The following is a 19,512-nucleotide window of genomic DNA, read 5'->3' as shown; positions in this document are numbered from 1 at the left end:
TCCTTGCAGTTGCCCGTTCGGGCTATTCGGTGGCGTAGGGGTCGGGGTGACCCAGCTCTGCCAGCAGTTGACGCTCGAGGCTTTCCATTTCTTCGGCTTCCTCGTCATCGATGTGATCGTAGCCCAGCAGGTGCAGGCAGCCATGGATGACCAGGTGCGCCCAATGCGCCGACAGCGTCTTGCCTTGTTCGGCCGCTTCGCGCTCGACCACCGGCACGCAGATCACCAGATCGCCCAGCAGCGGGATGTCCAGCAATTCGTCCGGTACGTCGGCGGGAAAAGACAGCACGTTGGTGGCGTAGTCCTTCTGCCGCCAGGTGCGATTGAGCTCGCGACCTTCGCGCTCGTCCACCAGGCGGATGGTTAGCTCGGAGTCCGCGGTGCGCTGGCGCAGCGCCAGTTCGCACCAGCGCCGAAGGTCCGCTTCGTCAGGCACAGCGGCGCTGCTGGCGCATTGCACGTCGAGTTCAATCACCTTGGCTGTCCCGCGCGCTCCGATGGCCGGCGTTGGGCGCTCGATCCTCGAAGGCCTCGTAGGCTTCGACGATGCGCTGCACCAGCGGATGACGCACCACGTCCTTGGGCTTGAAATGGGTGAAGCTGATGCCGTTGACGTCCTTGAGCACTTCGATCACATGCGCCAGACCGCTCTTGGTACCGCGCGGCAGGTCGACCTGGGTGATGTCGCCGGTGATCACCGCCGTGGAGCCGAAGCCGATGCGGGTGAGGAACATCTTCATCTGTTCCAGCGTGGTGTTCTGGCTCTCGTCGAGGATGATGAAGCTGTTGTTCAGAGTTCGTCCGCGCATGTAGGCCAGCGGTGCGATCTCGATCACCTGCTTCTCGATCAGCCGCGCGACGTGTTCGAAACCGAGCATTTCGTAGAGGGCGTCATAGAGCGGGCGCAGGTAGGGGTCGATCTTCTGCGCCAGATCGCCCGGCAGGAAGCCGAGCTTTTCGCCGGCCTCCACCGCCGGACGCACCAGCAGGATGCGACGGATCTGTTCGCGCTCCAGTGCATCGACGGCGCAGGCGACGGCCAGGTAAGTCTTGCCGGTACCGGCCGGGCCGATGCCGAAGTTGATGTCGTTGTCGAGGATCGACTGCACGTAACGCTGCTGATTGGCGCCGCGCGGGCGGATATTGCCCTTGCGGGTACGCAGCGAGACGTTCGGCGTGGTGGAGGCATTGTTCAGCTCCTCCATGGCGGACTCCTGCAGGAACAGGTGCACCGTATCCGGCGACAGCTCCGTGCTCTTGGTCTCGCGATAGAGGCGGCGAAGGAGGTGTTCGGCGGCCTTGGTCACGTCGCTCGGGCCGACCAGTTCGAACTGGTTGCCACGATTACGGATTTCCAGCTCCAGGCGCTGTTCGATCAGGCGTAAATGCTCGTCGAATTGACCGCACAGGTTGGCGAAGCGGTTGGCTTCAAAGGGTTCCAGGGTGAAACGATGAGGTTCTATGGGGGCGTTCAAGGGATTTTGATTGACCTGCTCTGCAATAAGATTCGATGAGAATAGCGCCGCACGGCGAAAAAAGCAGCGGCGCGCAGGCCCTGGCAATCCATGGCGACGCGCGGCTGACGTTCTGCACGGTGGTCAGCCGCAGCGTGACCCTCTCAGCTCGCCGCTTGCTCGATCAGCGAGCCGCGCAATGAGTGTGGCAGGGCGTCGTCGATATGCACATCGACGAACTGTCCGATCAGCCGGGGATTGTCGCAACGGAAGTTGACGATCCGGTTGTGCTCGGTGCGTCCCTGAAGCATGCCTGGGTCTTTCTTAGAGTAGTCGGTGACGAGGATGCGCTGCACGGTGCCTGCCATCCGTCGGCTGTTCTCGAAACCCTGCTGGTTGATGCGTTGCTGCAGGATTGCCAGACGCTGCTTCTTGACCTCGTCGGGTGTCTCGTCGACCAGATCCGCCGCCGGCGTGCCGGGGCGTGCGCTATAGACGAAGGAGTAGGAGAAGTCGAAACCAACGTCCTCGATCAGCTTCATGGTCTGTTCGAAGTCTTTCTCGGTTTCCCCGGGGAAGCCGACAATGAAGTCCGAGCTGATCAGAATATCCGGCACCGCGGCTTTCAGCTTGCGGATGCGCGACTTGTACTCCAGCGCTGTGTGGTTGCGCTTCATCGCCGCCAGTATGCGATCGGAGCCTGCCTGTACCGGCAGGTGGAGGTACTTCACCAGTTCCGGCACTTCGGCATGGGCCTGGATCAGCGCGTCGGAAAATTCCAGCGGGTGGCTGGTGGTGTAGCGGATGCGGTCGATGCCGTCGACTGCCGCCACCACGCGGATCAGTTCTGCCAGATCGGCAGTGCGCCCGTCATGGGTGGCGCCGCGATAGCCGTTGACGTTCTGGCCGAGCAGCGTGACTTCCCGCACGCCGTTTTCAGCCAGATGGATGACCTCGGCGAGTACGTCGTCGAACGGCCGGCTGACCTCTTCACCGCGGGTGTAGGGCACGACGCAGAAGGTGCAGTACTTGCTGCAACCTTCCATGACCGAAACGAAGGCCGTCGGGCCGTCGACGCGCGGCTCGGGCAGGCGGTCGAACTTCTCGATCTCGGGGAAGGAAATGTCGACCTGCGGCTTTTTCGTGGTGCGCGCCGCGTCGATCATTTCCGGCAGCCGGTGCAGGGTCTGCGGGCCGAATACCACATCGACGTAGGGGGCCCGGTCGCGGATCGCCGCGCCTTCTTGGCTCGCCACGCAACCGCCGACGCCGATCACCATCTGCGGGTTGTCCAGCTTCAGCTCACGCCAGCGTCCCAGTTGCGAAAACACCTTCTCCTGCGCTTTTTCACGAATCGAGCAGGTGTTGAGCAGGATCACGTCGGCTTCCGCCGGGTTGGAGGTGATCTCGAGAGGCTGTTGCTCGCCCAACAGGTCCACCATGCGCGAGCTGTCGTACTCGTTCATCTGGCAGCCATGGGTTTCGATATAGAGCTTGCGGGTCATGTTACGGGGCCGGCGTTGTGCAAAAAATGACCGGCGATTATACGGCCAGCAGGTGACCGTTAAAAGTACTGATCTCGGCGCGCAAGTCGGCGGCTTCGGGCGCGGCGCGGGTGCGCTGGGAGGCTGCATGAGCGCAGGGCGCAGGAACGGTCATCCTGCGCGTCGCTACGGTCGGAACGGCTCGTTGCCGTCGGCGGTCTGCAAGTCCATCAAGTAGTCGCGAAAGATCTGACCGAGCACTTGGGTGGCGATCTCCAGTTCGTCGCGGCGCATCTGTGCCGAGACGCGGTCGGCGGTGTCCAGCGCGTCTTCCTCTCCATTGACCGCCGCCATCTTCAATACCACGTAGGCCTGGACGTTGTTCGCCGGCACGCCTTCGCCGCGGAAGAACATCACGCCGAGCCGATGTTGAGCCAGGGCATGTCCCTGTAGCGACGCCTGTTCGAACCAGTGCAGTGCCTTGCTCAGGTCGCGCGGCGCGCGGCGGCCGTCGTAATAGTACTCGCCCAGTTCATAGGCGGCTTGCAGATCGCCTTCGCTGGCGGCCTGTTCGCACGCACGCAGGGCTTCGCGCATCGCTTCCGGGACGGTGTTGAGTGCGCAACGGGACGTGGCCGGAATCAGCAGCGAGTTGCCGCCTGCGCTGGCCAGCAGGGGCGTGAGTAGCAGCAGGCAGCCTAGGGCGAGGCTGCGGCCGGTGCGAGTCATGGATCTAAGCGCCTCGAAGAGCAGGGCGGTGACTGAAAGTCCGGCAAGAACGAGCCGACGTTCACATTATGGATAAGCCGCCGCCTGCTTACAAAGGCTTTGATGGCGCACGCCTGGCAATTATGCGGGCTCGCGAATTCCTTCGCGAAGATTCCCCGGCAAATTGAGCAGCAACCAGGCGATGAGTGGGCAGGCCAGCGCCAGCAAGAGTTGCTCGTAGGCACTGAGCGGGTTGGGCCCGATCGCGAGTCCGCTCCAGGGCTGCAGGGCCAACATCAGTGCGCCGCCAGCCGCGCCAGCGCTGGTTTGCAGGCGTGCGGGCCACTGCAACAGGCCTGCATAGACAACCAGCGATGCACTGATCAGGCCCAGCGCAAGTGCGTAAGGTGCGCTCCAGTCGAATTGGCGCGCCAATTCGAAAAAGGCGCAGAGGCCGATGACGATGCGCCCCCAGGTCGGTCGACTCCAGATCCATCTACGGCCCAGTGTCAGCGCCACCACGCCGACCAGCGGTAGCCCGAGCGACAGCGTCGCCTGCCGCAACCAACGCTCGGCTTCGAGGGTGTCGAGGCCGAACGCCAGCCTGGCGACGGCGCAGGCGCCCGTGCCAGCCGCCAGGCTGAACGCGAGCAGGGCGCAGAATAGGGCCGGTTGGTCCGGTTCGCCATACCCGCGCCGTGCCATACCGATCCAGACCGCGCTAGTCAGCGCAGTGGCCGCCAGCAATGTGGCTTGCAGCAACTCGGACATCAGGCTGCCAGTTGGGCGAACGCGCGCTCGGCTGCGTCCAGGGTCAGTTGCAGCTCCTTATCGCCATGCGCGATGGATGTGAAGCCGGCTTCGAACGCGCTGGGCGCCAGGTACACGCCGCTTTCGAGCATCAGGTGGAAGAAGCGCTTGAAGCGCTCGGCATCGCTGGCCATGACGTCATCGAAGGTGACGATGTCGTTCGCTTCGCTGAAATACAGTCCGAACATGCCGCCGACCTGGGTCGTGACGAACGGGATGCCGGCGGCCTTGGCGCGCGCCTTGAGCCCGTCGAGCATGCGCGTGGTATAGGCAGTGAGCTCGTCGTGGAAGCCCGGACGGTTGATCAGTCGCAGCGTGGTCAGGCCGGCTGCCATGGCCAGCGGGTTGCCCGACAGGGTGCCTGCCTGATAGACCGGGCCCAGCGGGGCGATGCGCTCCATGATGGCGCGCTTGCCACCGAAACAGCCGACCGGCATGCCGCCGCCGATGATCTTGCCGAAGGTGGTCAGGTCCGGTGTCACGCCGTAATAGGCTTGAGCGCCGCCGAGTGCCACGCGGAAACCGGTCATCACCTCATCGAAGATCAGTACCACGCCATGCTTGTCGCACAAGGTGCGCAGGCCTTGCAGATAGCCCGGAGCCGGCGGCACGCAGTTCATGTTGCCGGCAACCGGCTCGACGATGATGCAGGCGACTTCGTTGCCGACTTCGCCGAGCATCTGCTCGACCGCGGCCAGGTCGTTGAACGGCAGGGTCAGGGTGTGCTTGGCAAAGGCGGCGGGGACGCCGGCCGAACTCGGCACACCCTGGGTCAGGGCACCGGAACCGGCCTTGACCAGCAGGCTGTCGGAGTGCCCGTGGTAGCAGCCTTCGAACTTGATGATGCTGTCGCGACCGGTATAGCCACGGGCTAGGCGAATCGCGCTCATGGTGGCCTCGGTACCGGAGCTGACCATGCGCATCATCTCCATCGATGGCACTAGGCTGCAGACCAGCTCGGCCATCTCGGTTTCCATGGCGGTCGGGGCGCCGTAGGACAGGCCATGCTGAAGCTGACGGCGGACCGCGTCGAGCACCTCGGGATGGCTGTGGCCGAGAATCATCGGGCCCCAGGAGCCGACGTAGTCGACGTAGCGCTTGTCGTCCTCGTCGGTGACGTAGGCGCCTTCGGCGTGCTTGAGAAAGAGTGGGGTGCCGCCAACGCTCCGGAAGGCGCGGACCGGTGAGTTGACGCCGCCGGGAATGTGGTTTTGTGCGCTGGCGAAGAGGGTTTCGGAACGTGACATGCGGGCCTCTCGATTAGGAATACAGGAAAACGGAAATACAGAAATACAGGTTGGGCGACGCAGGCGGGTCCCGCCATGACGTCGGTCAGTCGCCGACGAACAGCTCGCTGAATGCGCGTGCGCGACGCTCGACCTCGCGGGCCGATTCGGCCGCGAACAGCGCATGCACCACGGCCACCAGGCTGGCGCCGCGAGCGATCAGGTCCGGCGCGTTGTCCAGCGTCACGCCACCGATCACGACGATCGGCAGGCTGAAGCGCTGGCGCGCCTGCTCGAGCATCGCCGGGGTGGCCGCTGGCGCGCCGGGTTTGGTGTTGGAGTCGAAGAAACGACCGAATGCGACATAGCTGGCGCCCTGGGCGACGGCCTCCTCGGCCAGCTCCAGACGCGCGTGGCAGGTCGCTCCGATGATGGCGCGAGGACCCAGCAAGGCGCGGGCGACCGACAGGGAACCGTCGTCCTGACCCAGGTGCAGGCCAGCGCCCAGACGAGCCGCCAGCTCGGCGTCGTCGTTGATGATCAGCTGGGCCCCGTGGCGCTCGCAGAGATCGCCCAGCGCTTGAGCTTCACGCAGACGGCGCCTGTCGTCGTCGGATTTGTCGCGGTATTGCAGCAGGCGTGCGCCACCTGCCAGTGCCGCCTCGGCGTAGGGCAGCAGGCGACCATCGGCCAGCAGCTTGCTGTCGGTGATGGCGTAGAGTCCGCGTAGCTTGGCATCTTTCATCGGCAACGCTCCTGTCAGGCCAGGTCCAACGGTAGCCGGCGTGGAATGTACTGCCCACGTCCCGGCGCCTCGGCATCGCGCAGGGTGCGCCAGGTGTAGTCGAGCGCGGATTTCACGGCGCTGGCGAGGCCTTCGCCAAGGGCGAGTCGGCCAGCCAGCGCGCTGGCCAGGGTGCAGCCGGAACCGTGATAGCTGCCGGGCAAGCGCTGACAGCTGAAATCGTGGCGATCGCCGTCACGTGAATACAGCCGGTTGTGGACTTCCGTCTCGTCGCCGTGGCCGCCGGTAATCAACAGGTGGCGTATGTAAGGCAGCAGCTTCTGCGCGCACTCGTCGGCGCTGCCCTCGGGCAGGTCCGCGAGAATGCGTGCTTCCGGCAGGTTCGGCGTGGCGATGGTGGAGACTGGAAACAGCCGCTCGCGCATGGCGTATCCCACTTCATCCTTGCCCAGGGCACCGCCGCCACCGGCGCGTAGTACCGGATCACAGACCAGCGGGACGCCCGGCAGCTTCTGCATGATGTGCAGTACCGTTTCGACCATTTCGACCGAGCCGAGCATGCCCAGCTTGACGGCCGCGATCGGCATGTCAGCGATCACGGCGTGGGCCTGGGCCAGCACCCAATCGCGATCGAGCACACGGAAATCGCTCACGTCGACGGTATCCTGCACGGTCAGTGCGGTTACGGTCGGTGCGGCATGGCAATCCTGGGCGATCAGCGCTTCTATGTCGGCTTGCAGGCCGGCGCCGCCGCTGGGATCGTGGCCGGAAAGGCAGAGAACAACAGGGCGAGAGCAAGGGCCAGTCATCAACGAATTCCCCGAATGCATGGCATGATGGAGTGGCCGGGGCTAGGCACAGCCAGATTTCAGGCGTGCGAGCTTATCACCAATCGTCCTGGCCGGCTCGGTGGGCGGATTGCCATAGCCATTCATCACGATGGCGCAGAACCTGAGTCGAGGCGCGCGCCTACATGCTAAAGTGCCACCATTTTCGGGGTCGCGAACTCTCAGGGAATTGGGTTTTCCTGACGCGGGCCGGCAGGTTTTATACGCCATGCATCACTTCTTGATCTTCATGCTCGGCCTGCTACCGGCACTGGCCAGCGCGGTTGAATTCGACCAGGACACCCGACGGCTACCGTTGGGGCGGGTCATGGCGGTGCTGGAAGATCCCGGTCGGGATGCTTCCATCTCGGACGTGCTCGCGCTCGATGCGGCCGGGCGCTTCGTCGACCATCAGAGCGATGTGCTCAATGCGGGTTATTCACGTTCGGCCTTCTGGCTGCGCGTGGACTTGCGGCTGCGCCCAAGCCAATCCGCGCACCGCAGCCGCTGGTGGCTCGAGCTGGCCTATCCGCCGCTGGATCGGTTGGATCTCTATCTGCCGGATGAGCAGGGCAACTATCGGCTCGCCCAGCAGAGTGGCGATGCCCTGCCGTTCGGCCTGCGGCAGATCCGGCAACGCAACCATCTATTCGAGCTGCACTTACTGCCTGAGCAGACGCAGCGCATCTACATCCGGTTGGAGAGCGAAGGCTCGATTCAGGCGCCCCTGACGCTGTGGGCGCCGGCGGCCTATCTGGAAGAGCAGTCGGCGCACATCTACATACTGGCGATCATCTATGGCGTGTTGCTGGTGATGCTGGTCTACAACCTGTTCATCTACCTCAGCGTTCGTGATCGCAGCTACCTCTATTACATTCTGTACATCGGCTCGTTCGGCCTCTATCAGGTCTCGGTCAATGGCCTGGGCGTGCAATACCTGTGGCCCAATTCGCCGTGGTGGGCCAACGCTTCCACGCCTTTCCTGATCGGCGCGGCAGGCCTGTTCGGCAGCCAGTTCGCGCGCAGCTTCCTGCATACGCGCGAGCACAGTCTCTGGGTCGACCGTACCCTGATGGTGGTCATGGCGATTGGCGTGATCACCATGGCGATGGCGTTTACGTCCAGCTATGCATTGTCGCTGCGGCTGGCCACGCTCCTGGCGCTGCTGTTCATCCTGGTGGTGTTCCTGGCCGGCAGCCTCGCCTGGTACCGCGGGATGCGGGTGGCGCGCTATTTCATGACCGCCTGGACGGCTTTCCTCGTCGGAGGGTTGATCAACACCCTTATGGTGCTCGGCTATCTGCCGCATTCGTTCTTCACCATGTACGCCGGTCAGATCGGTTCTGCCGTCGAGGTTGCATTGCTGTCGCTGGCGCTGGCCGACCGCATCAACGCCATGCGTGAAGAGCGCGCCAGGATGCTGCAGGAAACCGGTCGCGAGCTGGAGCGGATGAACCGCGAGCTGGCCGAGAGCAATCGCCTGAAGGACCAGTTCCTGGCAAATGTCACCCATGAATTGCGTACGCCCATGCATGGCATTCTGGGCAGCCTCGAGCTGATGCAGACGCTGGAGCTCAAAGGCGAGCTGGAGCAATACCAGCGGATCGCGGCTGGCTCGGCGCGCGAGATGATGCGGCTGGTCAATGACATCCTCGCGCTGACGGAACTGCAGGCCGGCAGGCTGCAAATGCGCAGCCAACCGTTCGAGCTGCGTGCGCTGACCGACCAACTGTTCGCCACCTATCGGGCGCGGGCGGCGTTGCGCGGCTTGAGTCTGGAGCTCGACATCGCAGGTCACGTGCCGGACCGGTTCGAGGGCGACGCCATCCGGTTGCGGCAAAGCCTCGGTTACCTGCTGGATAACGCCATCAAGTTCACCGAGCGGGGGCATGTGCGCCTGGAACTGAGTGGCGAGCAAATGGCGGGCGACCTGTTCGTCCTGGAAGCAAAGGTGATCGATACCGGCATCGGCTTCGAAGCGCCCGTCGACGATTCGCTTTACCACTACTTCCGCCAACTCGACGGCAGCATGACGCGTCAGTACGGCGGTCTCGGCATCGGGCTTTCTTTGTGCCGTCAGCTCGTCGAGTTGCTCGACGGCGAAATCTCGTATCAGTCAGCGCCGGGTCGCGGCAGCTGCTTCAAGGTGCGGGTGCCCTTGCGCCGGCTCTAGATCGCCTGCGCGCAGGTTTTGGCCGAAACCGCACTTTTTCAGTGCATCCATGCATGCTTCACTTCTTCTTGCGGGTCGCTGCCAGCGGCGATTCGCGACGGCCCAGCACGCCCTGACGGCGAGGTGCTAATCCACATCCTCGCCGCGTAGCGGTCTGGTCGATCATCGCTTTCGCCTGCCAAGGAGATCCTCATGAACCTGCACCAATACGCCGAAACCCATGAGGTGCTGAACCAGGTCCCGCCGTTGGAAGGCGCCAACCTGTACCGTCTCGACCTACCCCTGCAGGACTGGGTGCGGCGCAACAAGGGGGGGTGGGCGGAGTCGCGGCTCGATGCCTACGGCCAGCTGGCCGGCGGGCCGCTGATGGTGGCGGGCTTCCTGGCCAATGAAAACAAGCCGGTGTTCAAGAGCCATGACCGCTACGGCCATCGCATCGACCTGGTGGAGTTTCACCCCGCTTATCACGAGCTGATGCGCACCGCGATCGCCCATGGCATCCCCTCGTTGCCCTGGACCGACCCGCAGCCCGGCTCCCAGGTTGCGCGGGCGGCATTGATGTACCTGCACAACCAGGCCGAGGCGGGCAGCAGCTGCCCACTGACCATGACCTACGCCAGCGTGCCTGCGTTGCGCCTGCAACCCGGCATCAGCGAGCAATGGCTGCCGAAGATCCTCAGCCTCGAATACGACCCGCGCAACCTGCCCATGGAGCAGAAAAGCGGGGTCACCATCGGCATGGCGATGACCGAGAAGCAGGGCGGTACCGATGTGCGCGCCAACACCACCCGCGCCCATGCCGTCGGCGCGAGCGGCCCGGGCCAGGCGTATGAGCTGGTCGGGCACAAGTGGTTCTGCTCGGCGCCGATGTGTGACGCCTTCCTGACCCTGGCGCAGACCGACAAGGGCCTGTCCTGCTTCCTGCTGCCGCGGCACCGCCCGGATGGCAGCCGCAATCAGTTCTACATCCAGCGGCTGAAGAACAAGCTGGGCAACTGGTCGAACGCCTCCAGCGAAGTGGAGTACCGCGGGGCCCTGGCCTGGATGATCGGCGAGGAAGGGCGCGGCATCCCCACGATCATCGAGATGGTCTCCTCGACCCGCTTCGACTGCATGATCGGCTCCAGCTCGCTGATGCGACAGGCGCTGACCCAGGCCATGCACCACTGTGCCCATCGCCAGGTCAGCGGTCGCGCCCTGGCCGAGCAACCGCTGATGCAGAACGTGCTGGCCGACCTGTCGCTGGAAAGCGAAGCTGCCCTGGCGCTGACCCTGCGTATGGGCCGCGCGCTCGATCACCCGTTCGACGAGGCCGAGGAAAAGTTCGCCCGGTTGGTGACGGCCATCGGCAAATACTGGATCTGCAAGCGCGCTCCGGCAATGGTCGCCGAGGCCAGCGAATGCCTGGGCGGCGCCGGCTACGTCGAGGACACCATCCTGCCGCGGCTGTATCGCGAGGCGCCGGTGAACTCCATCTGGGAAGGCTCGGGCAACGTGCAATGCCTGGACGTGCTGCGCGCACTTTCGAAGGAGCCCGGCGTGATCGAGGTACTGTTCACCGAACTCGGCGACGGCCACGGCGATGCGCGCCTGCAGCGTCATATCAGCCGCCTGCAGAGCGCTTTTGCCGATAAAGACGACATCCAGTATCGCGCCCGTCAGCTGACCGAAGACATCGCCGTCGCGCTACAGGCCAAACTGCTGCTCGAGGCGGGTAACGGCGCCGTCTCCGACGCCTTCATCGCCAGCCGCCTGGAGGGCTGCGGCCGTGCCTTCGGCACACTGCCGCGCGGGCTGGACATCAGCGCACTGCTGGCGCGTAGCGCGCCGTTTCTAGACTGACGCTGGTGATGGCGTTTCGTGGCGCTCGGCGAGAACATCCGTCAACACCCGCCGATCGATATTGCCGCCGCTGAGCACCACCGCGATCCGCTCGCCCTGGTTGGTGTCACGTTCCTGCATCGCCGCGGCCAGCGCGGCGGCGCCGGCGCCTTCGGCGAGGTTGTGGGTGTCTTCGTGCAGGGCACGTATGGCCTGGCGTATCTCTTCGTCGCTGACGCGCACGATTCGCGCCGCTCCCTGACGGATGATCTCCAGCGCTTCGGGCGCAGGCATCCGGCAAGCCATGCCGTCGGCGAAGGTGTCTGCCGTTTCGGTGGTGACGATGCGGCCCTGCTCGAAGCTTTGCGCATAGGCGTCTGCCGCGCTGGAGACCACGCCGATGATCTCCGTGTCCAGGCCCAGTAGATCGCGGGTACGGATCATCCCGCAGATGCCGGAGCCGAGCCCGATGGGCACGTAAATCCGGCGCAGGTTCGGCACCGCTTCGAGCAGTTCCAGTGCGTAAGTGGCAACGCCGCGAATCAGGTCCGGGTGCAGGGACGGGACGAAATGCCAGCCGTTGGCCTTGGCCAATTCTGCGGCCCGCTGCCGAGCCGTGTCGAAGTCGCGACCGTATTCGACGACCTCGGCGCCGCTCGCGCGCATGGCGGCATTCTTCTCGGTGGAGTTGCCCTCGGGGACCAGGATTTGCAACGGCAGGCCTGCCTTGCGTGCTGCCATTGCCAGGCTGATGCCGTGGTTGCCGCGGGTCGCGGTGACGAGCCCCGGCAGACGTGGTTCGCGCTTGAGCAGTTCATGCACGTAGAGCACACCACCGCGCACCTTGAAGGCGCCGGCCGGCGTGTGGTTCTCATGCTTGAGCCAGACCTCGCAGCCAAGCCGCTCGGCGAGCAGCGGCCATGCATATTGCGGTGTCGGGGGTACGCTCCGGTGTATCAGCTGGGCTGCCTGACGCAGTGCATCGAGATCGAACATCGAAAGCTCCTTGGCGGGTTTGACGTCGATCCTAGGCGGCGGGCATTGTATGGGTAAATCTTTATATTGCATGGCAAACAATGTGGTTGCCCAAACTCGAATCTGACGATCAGCCGCGTTACCTGGCGCTGGTCGATGCCATTGCCGCGGCTATTGCCCGTGGCGAGCTGAAACCGGGCGATCGACTGCCGCCGCAGCGTCGGCTGGCCTGGGCGCTCGGCCTCAATCCGAGCACGGCCATGCAGGCCTATCGCGAAGCGGCGCGTCGGCACCTGGTGGGCGGCGAGGTCGGGCGCGGCACCTATGTGCTGGCCAGCAGCCGCGAGGCCAGCCTGTTCCGGCTGAAAACCCCGGAGGCCCATCCGGAGCTGGTCGATCTGTCAACCAACCTGCCGGTACTCGACCCAGGCGATGACGATCTACAGCGCAGCATGGCGGCGCTGTGCGCGACGGGCGAGCTGGCCAGCCTGCAGGGCTATCCCTCGGCGCGCAGCCTGCAGCGTGGCCAACTGGCGGTGAGCAGCTGGTTGCGTGACCGAGCGATCGAGATCCCGCCGCAGCAGGTGTTGCTCTGCGCGGGGGCGCAGCAGGGCGTGTTCGCTGCGCTGATCGGCTTGTGCGAGCCGGGCGAGCCGGTGCTGGTCGAGGCCCTGACGTCGCCCGGCATCAAGGCCGCTGGCCGGCAATTACGGTTGCCGCTGCACGGGGTTGCGATGGATGGATACGGCATCCTGCCGGACGATCTTGACCGTCTGGCCCGGGCCACCTCGGCGCGCGTAGCGGTGCTGACGCCCTGCATGCAGAACCCGACCGCGGTCAGCATGGATGCGCAACGCCGCGAAGCCATTGCTGCCGTGGCGCGACGGCGTGGCTTGCTGATCATCGAGGACGACATCTACGGCGCGCTTGGCGACCAGCCACCGCTCGCCGCGGCTTTGCCTGAAAGGACCTTGCTGATCAGCAGCCTGTCGAAGACGGTCGCGCCGGGATTGCGCCTGGGTTTCATCGCCGGACCGGAGACGTGGCTGTCGCGTATCGATCCCGAACGGCAGGCGACCAGTTGGGCCTTGTCGACGCTATGCCTGCGGATCGGCTGCCAATGGCTTGAAGATGGCACCGCGGCACGCAGACTGGTCTGGCAGCGTGAACAGATGACGCGGCGCTGGCGGCTGGCGCAGAAACTGCTTGGGTGTGCCTCGTCAGGCGCCTCGCCGCATCTGTGGCTTGAACCGGCGAATGTCGAGGATCTGCCCGCGCTGTGCCGTGAGGCAGGGATCGAAGCGGCAACGGCAGAGGTGTTCGCAGTGGGTCACGGCGCGCCCAACGCGCTGCGCCTGAGTCTGACCGCGGCGCCCAGCCTGGCGCTGTTGAAAGCGCGGCTGGAGTCGCTGGCGCTGCGGATTGCCGCATCTGAGCGATGAGCGCCGCCATCCGGTGCTACCGCTGTCATCGAACAGCAGGCAAGATGTTTTCAACGACTGAAAAAGGAAACGCACCATGAGTTCAGCAGGCGAGACTTTCCGCATTGCCAGCAGCGCTGAAGCGGCCGTGGATCACCTTGCCGAGTTGCATCAGCATGCCACCCGCGCATTGAATCAGGCGCTCAAACGCTATGTCGCCACGCGCCAGGAGCCCGACGCCGCCGAGCGCGCGCTGTTCCGCTATCCCGAACTGCGCCTGACCTACGAGTGCCACGGCGAGGTGCCGGCTTCCACGCGTGCCTACGCCAAGGTCCAGGCGCCGGGCGTCTACAGCGTGACCGTGACCCATCCGGCGTCGTTTCGCAGCTACCTGCTCGATCAGTTGCGACCGTTGATCAAGGATTTCGGCGTGACCGTCGAGGTGGGCATCAGCGACCGCAACATCCCGTACCCGTACGTCATCGAGCAGGGCGATGAGCTGGCGGGGACCGGCGTGACTGCCGCCGAGCTGGCGCGGGTATTCCCCAGCACCGACCTGTCCGCCGCCACCGACGACATCGCCGATGGTCTCTACGACTGGGAGCATGCCGACCCTTATCCGCTGGCGCTCTTCGATGGTGCGCGGGTGGACTTCTCGCTGCGCCGGCTGGTGCATTACACCGGCAGCGACTGGCGCCACGTGCAGCCCTGGATCCTGCTGACCAACTATCACCGTTACGTCGACCAGTTCATCCGCCATGGCCTCGACATGCTGCGCGACGACACCCGCTTCGTGCGCATGGTGCTGCCCGGCAATATCGTCATCGAACGTGGCATGGAGGAGGGCGAGGCGCAGGCGATCATCGGCGGCGTGCTCTGGCACCGCTACCAGATGCCGGCTTATCACCTGCAGGCGAAGGATGGCGACGGCGTCACCCTGGTCAACATCGGCGTCGGCCCGTCGAACGCCAAGAACATCACCGATCACCTGGCCGTGCTGCGCCCGCATTGCTGGCTGATGATCGGCCACTGCGGCGGGCTGCGGCAGTCGCAATCCATCGGCGACTACGTGCTGGCCCACGCCTACATGCGCCGCGACGGCATTCTCGATCGGGTGCTCCCGCCGCATATTCCGCTGCCAGCGCTGGCCGAGGTACAGCAGGCGCTGCAGGAAGCGGCGGCGCAGGTCACCGGCGAGCAGGGCGAAGCGCTCAAGCGACGCCTGCGCACCGGCACCGTACTGACCTATGACGACCGCAACTGGGAATTGCGCTGGGCCCAGGAACGCCCCTTGATCAACCTGTCACGCGCCGTGGCCGTGGACATGGAAAGCGGCACCATCGCCGCCCAGGGCTATCGTCTGCGGGTGCCCTACGGGACGCTGCTCTGCGTGTCCGACAAGCCGCTGCACAGCGAGATCAAGCTGCCGGGCTCGGCCAACGCCTTCTATGAGCGTGCCGTGACCCAGCATTTGAAGATCGGCATCGCCGCGCTCGACCTGCTGCGCGACCAGCTCAACTCGCTGCACTCGCGCAAGCTGCGCAGCTTCGACGAGCCGCCGTTCCGCTAGCCGCAACCACTGCGGTAGGTCGCAAAAAAAGCCCGAGTTCAGCTCGGGCTTTTTGTATTTGCGTTGCATAGCGCGTAGCGCTGATCGTCAGGCTGCGAGCATCCAGACCCCGGCCAATGCAGAGCCGGCACCGGCAAGGCGCACCAGCGGGGATGCCACCTGGAGAAGCTGGCGTGCCACGGCATAACCGATGCCGTGCAGTGCGGCGGTTGCGACGACGAAGCCAGCGGCATAACCCCAGGGGCTCGCCAGCGCCGGCAACTCCAGGCCATGGGCCACGCCATGACTGACGGCAAACAGCGCGGTCAGCCCGGTCGCTACGGCCAAGGGCGGGCGCACGGCCAATGCAACCAGCAGTCCGAGTGCCAATACCGAGCCGGCGATGCCTGTTTCCATCAATGGCAGCTGCAAGCCGGTAAATCCGAAAAGGCCGCCCATCAACATGGTGGCGACGAAGGTCAGAGGTAAAGCCCAGCGTGCGATGCCCGATTGCTGCGCGGCCCATAGACCGACCGCAACCATGGCCAACAGGTGGTCGAGGCCGAAGATCGGATGGGCAATGCCGGACATCAGGCCCGCGTGATCGTGGCCGGGGTGGGCGAAAGCCAAAGCCGGGCTGAGCAGCAGGGCGGTGGCGATTGCGACGTTCTTTTGCAGTGTCATAAGGGCATCCTCGAGGCTGCATGCGGTGCGTGTTGGAAAGGCAGCGTGTCGCTGTCTTACGGGGTCGCGGGCAGAGCCCGCTCTTACAAAGGGGGCGCGATCAGGCGGCGCTGAGCATTCCCTGCTTCTCGATGAAGGCGATGATCTCGTCGAGACCCTGGCCGACCTTCTGGTTGCTGAACACGAACGGCTTGTCGCCGCGCATCTTGCGGGTGTCGCGGTCCATGACTTCCAGCGAGGCGCCGACCATGGGCGCCAGGTCCACCTTGTTGATCACCAGCAGGTCGGACTTGCAGATACCCGGCCCGCCTTTGCGCGGCAGCTTGTCGCCGGCCGACACGTCGATCACATAGATGGTCAGGTCGGACAGCTCGGGACTGAAGGTTGCCGAGAGGTTGTCGCCACCAGATTCGACGATGATCAGGTCGAGGCCGGGGAAGCGCCGGTTGAGCTGGTCGACCGCTTCGAGATTGATCGAGGCGTCCTCACGGATCGCCGTGTGCGGACAGCCGCCGGTTTCCACGCCGATGATGCGTTCGGGCGCCAGTGCCTCGTTGCGCACCAGAAACTGGGCGTCTTCCTGGGTGTAGATGTCATTGGTCACCACCGCCAGGTTGTAACGCTCACGCAGGGCCAGGCAGAGCGCGAGGGTCAGCGCCGTCTTGCCGGAACCTACCGGACCGCCGATGCCGACGCGCAGGGGTTGGGTGTTCATGGATGTCTCCTCTGAGGGCAGTGGGGTTGCCTCGGGGGCGAGGCGAAGGGGCGTGCCGCTGCCCGGGTGGGCAAGGGATGGAATTCGTAAGGTGAGTTTGTTTGTCGCTTGCGGATGCATTGCGTATTGGCAGTGGCCTGGGTGCTTCTATGGGGCGCCGCGCTTTCCTTGGCGCCACCTACAGGTTGCGCCTCGCACGGCGCGTCACTTTCTCTTGTCTCGCCAAGAGAAAGTAACCAAAGAGAAGGCGACCCCTGCATCCGGCCCTTCGCTGCGCGAAGGGTGCCCTCACTCCATCGCCGCTCCAGGGGCACGCTGCGAAGGGCCATCCCTGGCCCATCGCAGCTCTCGCGGCATCCATGCCGCTCAACCCCCTCCACGGCGACTACGCTCGGCCTCCTGAAGGGGAGTCGAGACCGAGCCGCCTGAAAGATCGTAAACAGCGAAACAAAAGCGCTTCTCTTGTTTGCTGACAAATGACCTATCAGACGCCGCCGACCGCCCCTGTTAATAGGCCGAATGGAATCCGCGTGGTTCGGCAAGAGCTCTGCTGTAGTCAGTGCTGGAAAATGCTGCGCAGTTTTCCACCCTACATTGCTGAAGGGGGATTGACTCCGGGGTGTCTGAAGGTTCGCGAAAAGCGAAACAAAAACGCTTTGCCTGTTTCTTGACAAACAAACTATCAGATGACGCCGAACGCCCCTTTCAGGAGGCCGAGCGCAGGTGATGTGGAGGGGGGTGGGCGGCATGGATGCCGCGAGAGCCGCGATGGGACATGGATGTCCCTTCGCGGCGGGCCCCTGGAACATCATCGGAGCGAGGGAACCCCGGCGCAGCCGGGGCCGGATGCAGGGGCAAGCGTTTTTGCTTACTTTTGAGGGGCCGGCCATCCGGGCGTTTGAAAAAAGTGAGTCGCCCAGCAGGGCGAAACCAAGGGTCTGGACCGGCAACGGCGTTGAATCACGCCCGCCCGCCGGTGCTGCCGGCACCCCGTCACGCCCACAGACCCGGTTCGGCCCTCCACGGGAAGAAAAGGCCGCGTCGCTTCGACCCAACAGGGCCGAGACCTCGTGTCGCCCCACGCCTCTCATGACCTAAACAACCGACTGTACTGCCGCTCATGCCCCATGCTGGCCAACACCAGCCCGAAAGGCGCGCCGCCCCACGCGCCTTCCGGCAGCTCGCGGGCATCCCGCTGCGCCTGGCTCAGCGCCGGCAGTAGCTGCGAGGTCAACCGCTGCGCCGCCTGCTGCCCCAGCGGCAGGGTCTTCATCAGCACCGCCAGTTGATTTTCCAACCAGCCCCAGAGCCAGGCCGTCAGCGCGTCTTCCGGACTGATGCCCCAGGCACGTGCGGCCAAGGCCCAGCCAAGGGCCAGCCCGGGTTCGTCGATGCGCTGAAACAGGGCGCGGGCCGGGGCGTCGAGTTCTGGCAGGTTCTCCAGCAACTGCCTCAGTGAATAGCCCATCTGCCGGCTCTCCAGCCGCAGCTCGCGGGTTTCGCGGCTGGCGCGATGGGAGGCGGCGAGGCGCTGCAGTTCGGCCCATTCTTCAGCCGTTGCGGCCCGACAATGCGCCAGCAGCAAAGGCGCTTCGAAGCGCGCCAGGTTCAGCAACAGCTGGTCGGCCAGCCAGCGAGCGGCGCTGGTTTCGTTCTGCACGCGCTGCTGCTCGACGGCCATTTCCAGGCCTTGCGAGTAGCTGTAACCGCCGATCGGCAACTGCGGGCTGGCGAGCCGCAGCAGGGCGAAAGCGGCGGGATTCACCTGCGCGCGCCGAACTGATGCAGGCGCGGCGCATAGCTGAACTCGGCTTCGCCTGCGTGGGAGTGGTGATGGCCGCCACCGTAGGCGCCGTGCTCGGGCTGGAAGGGGGCTTCGATGGCTTCGACACGGGCGCCCAGCTGCAACAGCATGTCTTTCAACACGTAGTCGTCGAGCAGGCGCAGCCAACCGTCACCCACCTGCAGCGCCACATGTCGGTTGCCCAGGTGATAGGCCGCACGCGTCAGTTCGAACGCGCTGCTGCAGGTCACATGAAGAAGCTGTTCGGCGCGGGCCCGTACGCGGACGACGCGGCCGTCTTCGGCGCGCAGGCATTCGCCGTCATGCAGCGGCTGCTGGCCGCGCTCGAGAAACAGGCCGACATCCTCCCCCGTGGTGGTGAAGCAGCGCAGGCGAGATTTACTGCGCGCCTCGAACGTCAGTTCCAGCTCGGCGTCGGCAGTGGCCTGAGGGGCGGTGCGGTGATGGATGACCAGCATGGCGAGCAGTTCCGGTTGTGCAATGGCACAAGCAGAGCAAGGCCCTTGCCAACCCGCCCCAGCCGGCATCACGCGCTGGCTGGGAGCGCCGCGTGCCAGAAAATGGCGCGTTTCGGTGTTCCGTTATGGTGCGCGGCACGCTGCAGGGCACCATAGGCGTGCAAGTCAGTGCAGCGCGCGGACCATGTATACGGCGGGGATCTGGTAGCTGGCCAAGTTGTCGATCTGGGGGGCCTCCAGCTCGTCGTGCGTGGCGTAGCCGAGGCGCGACCAGAACGCCTCGGACTCTTGCACCGACACCAGCGCCGAGTAGCGCAGTTGCTGGCTGCGCGCCTGCTCGAGATTGTGCTGCACCAGCGCCGGGCCAATGCCGCGACCGCTGGCTCGGCGGGAGACGGCCAGGTCGTGCAGATACAGGCAGTCGGCTTCGGCATGCGGTTGGAAGTCTCCATCCAGCGGGGTGACCTTACCAACCCGTGAATGGTAGGCGAAGAGGTAGGCGCATACGCCCAGCTCATCCTCGGCGACCCAGGCCAGCTGAGGGCAGGCGGCGAAGCGGGCGCGGATCACCGCTTCGTCCTCCAGGACCTCGGCGGCATAGGATTCTTCCTGAATCGTCATCACGGCAGGAATATCGCGCGCCTGCATCGCTCTTAAC

The 19,512-nt window shown here is 64.8% G+C and carries 17 protein-coding genes and 1 pseudogene; 4 read left to right on the top strand and 14 right to left on the bottom strand.

Going from position 1 to position 19,512, the window contains the following annotated elements:
* Positions 1 to 22: 22 nt before the first annotated feature.
* From ybeY to KCX70_RS19165, 8 genes are all read right to left on the bottom strand, one after another.
* Positions 23 to 475, bottom strand: coding sequence for an rRNA maturation RNase YbeY (ybeY, locus tag KCX70_RS19200; RefSeq protein ID WP_212618484.1), 453 nt, complete (start codon positions 473 to 475; stop codon positions 23 to 25).
* Positions 468 to 1,475: a PhoH family protein gene (locus tag KCX70_RS19195; protein ID WP_212618483.1), complete on the bottom strand. Its 1,008-nt coding sequence runs from the start codon at positions 1,473 to 1,475 to the stop codon at positions 468 to 470. The genes ybeY and KCX70_RS19195 overlap by 8 nt, the downstream gene beginning before the upstream one ends.
* A gap of 143 nt (positions 1,476 to 1,618) precedes the next feature.
* On the bottom strand, positions 1,619 to 2,959 hold the full coding sequence (miaB, locus tag KCX70_RS19190) for a tRNA (N6-isopentenyl adenosine(37)-C2)-methylthiotransferase MiaB (protein ID WP_212618482.1): 1,341 nt from the start codon (positions 2,957 to 2,959) through the stop codon (positions 1,619 to 1,621).
* Positions 2,960 to 3,124: 165 nt separating this feature from the next.
* The gene (locus tag KCX70_RS19185; RefSeq protein WP_212618481.1) at positions 3,125 to 3,667 is read right to left on the bottom strand and encodes a tetratricopeptide repeat protein; all 543 of its coding nucleotides are present in this window, start codon (positions 3,665 to 3,667) and stop codon (positions 3,125 to 3,127) included.
* 120 nt (positions 3,668 to 3,787) lie between these two features.
* On the bottom strand, positions 3,788 to 4,417 hold the full coding sequence (locus tag KCX70_RS19180; RefSeq protein ID WP_212618480.1) for a hypothetical protein: 630 nt from the start codon (positions 4,415 to 4,417) through the stop codon (positions 3,788 to 3,790).
* Complete coding sequence (hemL, locus tag KCX70_RS19175) at positions 4,417 to 5,703, bottom strand: glutamate-1-semialdehyde 2,1-aminomutase (RefSeq protein ID WP_212618479.1); 1,287 nt, start codon at positions 5,701 to 5,703, stop codon at positions 4,417 to 4,419. Before hemL ends, KCX70_RS19180 begins: the two co-directional genes overlap by 1 nt.
* 85 nt (positions 5,704 to 5,788) lie before the next feature.
* On the bottom strand, positions 5,789 to 6,427 hold the full coding sequence (thiE, locus tag KCX70_RS19170; protein WP_212618478.1) for a thiamine phosphate synthase: 639 nt from the start codon (positions 6,425 to 6,427) through the stop codon (positions 5,789 to 5,791).
* Between the two features lie 14 nt (positions 6,428 to 6,441).
* Positions 6,442 to 7,236, bottom strand: coding sequence for a bifunctional hydroxymethylpyrimidine kinase/phosphomethylpyrimidine kinase (locus KCX70_RS19165; RefSeq protein WP_212618477.1), 795 nt, complete (start codon positions 7,234 to 7,236; stop codon positions 6,442 to 6,444).
* A 247-nt stretch (positions 7,237 to 7,483) separates the two neighbouring features.
* On the opposite strand from KCX70_RS19165, the pseudogene KCX70_RS19160 reads away from it, so the two are divergent.
* Together KCX70_RS19160 and KCX70_RS19155 are read left to right on the top strand one after the other, a co-directional pair.
* A pseudogene (locus KCX70_RS19160) lies at positions 7,484 to 9,415 on the top strand (sensor histidine kinase); the annotation flags it as partial.
* A 204-nt stretch (positions 9,416 to 9,619) separates the two neighbouring features.
* The gene (locus KCX70_RS19155) at positions 9,620 to 11,269 is read left to right on the top strand and encodes an acyl-CoA dehydrogenase family protein (RefSeq protein WP_212618475.1); all 1,650 of its coding nucleotides are present in this window, start codon (positions 9,620 to 9,622) and stop codon (positions 11,267 to 11,269) included.
* On the opposite strand, the gene KCX70_RS19150 is transcribed toward KCX70_RS19155, so the two are convergent.
* On the bottom strand, positions 11,261 to 12,244 hold the full coding sequence (locus tag KCX70_RS19150; RefSeq protein WP_212618474.1) for a threonine dehydratase: 984 nt from the start codon (positions 12,242 to 12,244) through the stop codon (positions 11,261 to 11,263). The genes KCX70_RS19155 and KCX70_RS19150 overlap by 9 nt on opposite strands.
* A gap of 80 nt (positions 12,245 to 12,324) precedes the next feature.
* Between KCX70_RS19150 and KCX70_RS19145 the strand changes: the two genes are divergently transcribed.
* A complete protein-coding gene (locus KCX70_RS19145) occupies positions 12,325 to 13,665 on the top strand; it encodes a PLP-dependent aminotransferase family protein (protein ID WP_212618473.1) in 1,341 nt (446 codons plus the stop codon).
* A gap of 76 nt (positions 13,666 to 13,741) precedes the next feature.
* Positions 13,742 to 15,214, top strand: coding sequence for an AMP nucleosidase (amn, locus tag KCX70_RS19140; protein ID WP_021210222.1), 1,473 nt, complete (start codon positions 13,742 to 13,744; stop codon positions 15,212 to 15,214).
* An 87-nt stretch (positions 15,215 to 15,301) separates the two neighbouring features.
* Here amn and KCX70_RS19135 read toward each other — a convergent pair whose 3' ends face one another.
* The 5 genes from KCX70_RS19135 to KCX70_RS19115 form a co-directional block, all read right to left on the bottom strand.
* On the bottom strand, positions 15,302 to 15,877 hold the full coding sequence (locus tag KCX70_RS19135) for a HupE/UreJ family protein (RefSeq protein ID WP_212618472.1): 576 nt from the start codon (positions 15,875 to 15,877) through the stop codon (positions 15,302 to 15,304).
* 100 nt (positions 15,878 to 15,977) lie between these two features.
* Positions 15,978 to 16,592: an urease accessory protein UreG gene (gene ureG, locus KCX70_RS19130; RefSeq protein WP_021210224.1), complete on the bottom strand. Its 615-nt coding sequence runs from the start codon at positions 16,590 to 16,592 to the stop codon at positions 15,978 to 15,980.
* Between the two features lie 1,087 nt (positions 16,593 to 17,679).
* Positions 17,680 to 18,357: an urease accessory protein UreF gene (locus tag KCX70_RS19125; RefSeq protein ID WP_212618471.1), complete on the bottom strand. Its 678-nt coding sequence runs from the start codon at positions 18,355 to 18,357 to the stop codon at positions 17,680 to 17,682.
* Positions 18,354 to 18,854: an urease accessory protein UreE gene (ureE, locus tag KCX70_RS19120; protein WP_212618470.1), complete on the bottom strand. Its 501-nt coding sequence runs from the start codon at positions 18,852 to 18,854 to the stop codon at positions 18,354 to 18,356. Before ureE ends, KCX70_RS19125 begins: the two co-directional genes overlap by 4 nt.
* A 165-nt stretch (positions 18,855 to 19,019) precedes the next feature.
* Positions 19,020 to 19,502, bottom strand: coding sequence for a GNAT family N-acetyltransferase (locus KCX70_RS19115; protein WP_212620389.1), 483 nt, complete (start codon positions 19,500 to 19,502; stop codon positions 19,020 to 19,022).
* Between the last annotated feature and the right edge of the window lie 10 nt (positions 19,503 to 19,512).

This window comes from Stutzerimonas stutzeri, assembly GCF_018138085.1.
GTDB lineage: Bacteria > Pseudomonadota > Gammaproteobacteria > Pseudomonadales > Pseudomonadaceae > Stutzerimonas > Stutzerimonas stutzeri_AI.
The sequence above is the reverse complement of the archived record's forward strand: the minus strand, read 5'-3'. Positions and strand labels throughout refer to the sequence as shown.

What these genes read in the sequence shown, in the direction of transcription:
- KCX70_RS19150 (WP_212618474.1), bottom strand. Translation starts at nt 12,244, where the DNA reads ATGTTCGATCTCGATGCACTGCGTCAGGCAGCCCAGCTGATACACCGG.
- KCX70_RS19155 (WP_212618475.1), top strand. Translation starts at nt 9,620, where the DNA reads ATGAACCTGCACCAATACGCCGAAACCCATGAGGTGCTGAACCAGGTC.
- KCX70_RS19185 (WP_212618481.1), bottom strand. Translation starts at nt 3,667, where the DNA reads ATGACTCGCACCGGCCGCAGCCTCGCCCTAGGCTGCCTGCTGCTACTC.
- miaB (WP_212618482.1), bottom strand. Translation starts at nt 2,959, where the DNA reads ATGACCCGCAAGCTCTATATCGAAACCCATGGCTGCCAGATGAACGAG.
- KCX70_RS19135 (WP_212618472.1), bottom strand. Translation starts at nt 15,877, where the DNA reads ATGACACTGCAAAAGAACGTCGCAATCGCCACCGCCCTGCTGCTCAGC.
- amn (WP_021210222.1), top strand. Translation starts at nt 13,742, where the DNA reads ATGAGTTCAGCAGGCGAGACTTTCCGCATTGCCAGCAGCGCTGAAGCG.
- KCX70_RS19165 (WP_212618477.1), bottom strand. Translation starts at nt 7,236, where the DNA reads ATGACTGGCCCTTGCTCTCGCCCTGTTGTTCTCTGCCTTTCCGGCCAC.
- KCX70_RS19115 (WP_212620389.1), bottom strand. Translation starts at nt 19,502, where the DNA reads ATGCAGGCGCGCGATATTCCTGCCGTGATGACGATTCAGGAAGAATCC.
- ureG (WP_021210224.1), bottom strand. Translation starts at nt 16,592, where the DNA reads ATGAACACCCAACCCCTGCGCGTCGGCATCGGCGGTCCGGTAGGTTCC.
- hemL (WP_212618479.1), bottom strand. Translation starts at nt 5,703, where the DNA reads ATGTCACGTTCCGAAACCCTCTTCGCCAGCGCACAAAACCACATTCCC.
- KCX70_RS19180 (WP_212618480.1), bottom strand. Translation starts at nt 4,417, where the DNA reads ATGTCCGAGTTGCTGCAAGCCACATTGCTGGCGGCCACTGCGCTGACT.
- thiE (WP_212618478.1), bottom strand. Translation starts at nt 6,427, where the DNA reads ATGAAAGATGCCAAGCTACGCGGACTCTACGCCATCACCGACAGCAAG.
- ureE (WP_212618470.1), bottom strand. Translation starts at nt 18,854, where the DNA reads ATGCTGGTCATCCATCACCGCACCGCCCCTCAGGCCACTGCCGACGCC.
- KCX70_RS19145 (WP_212618473.1), top strand. Translation starts at nt 12,325, where the DNA reads ATGTGGTTGCCCAAACTCGAATCTGACGATCAGCCGCGTTACCTGGCG.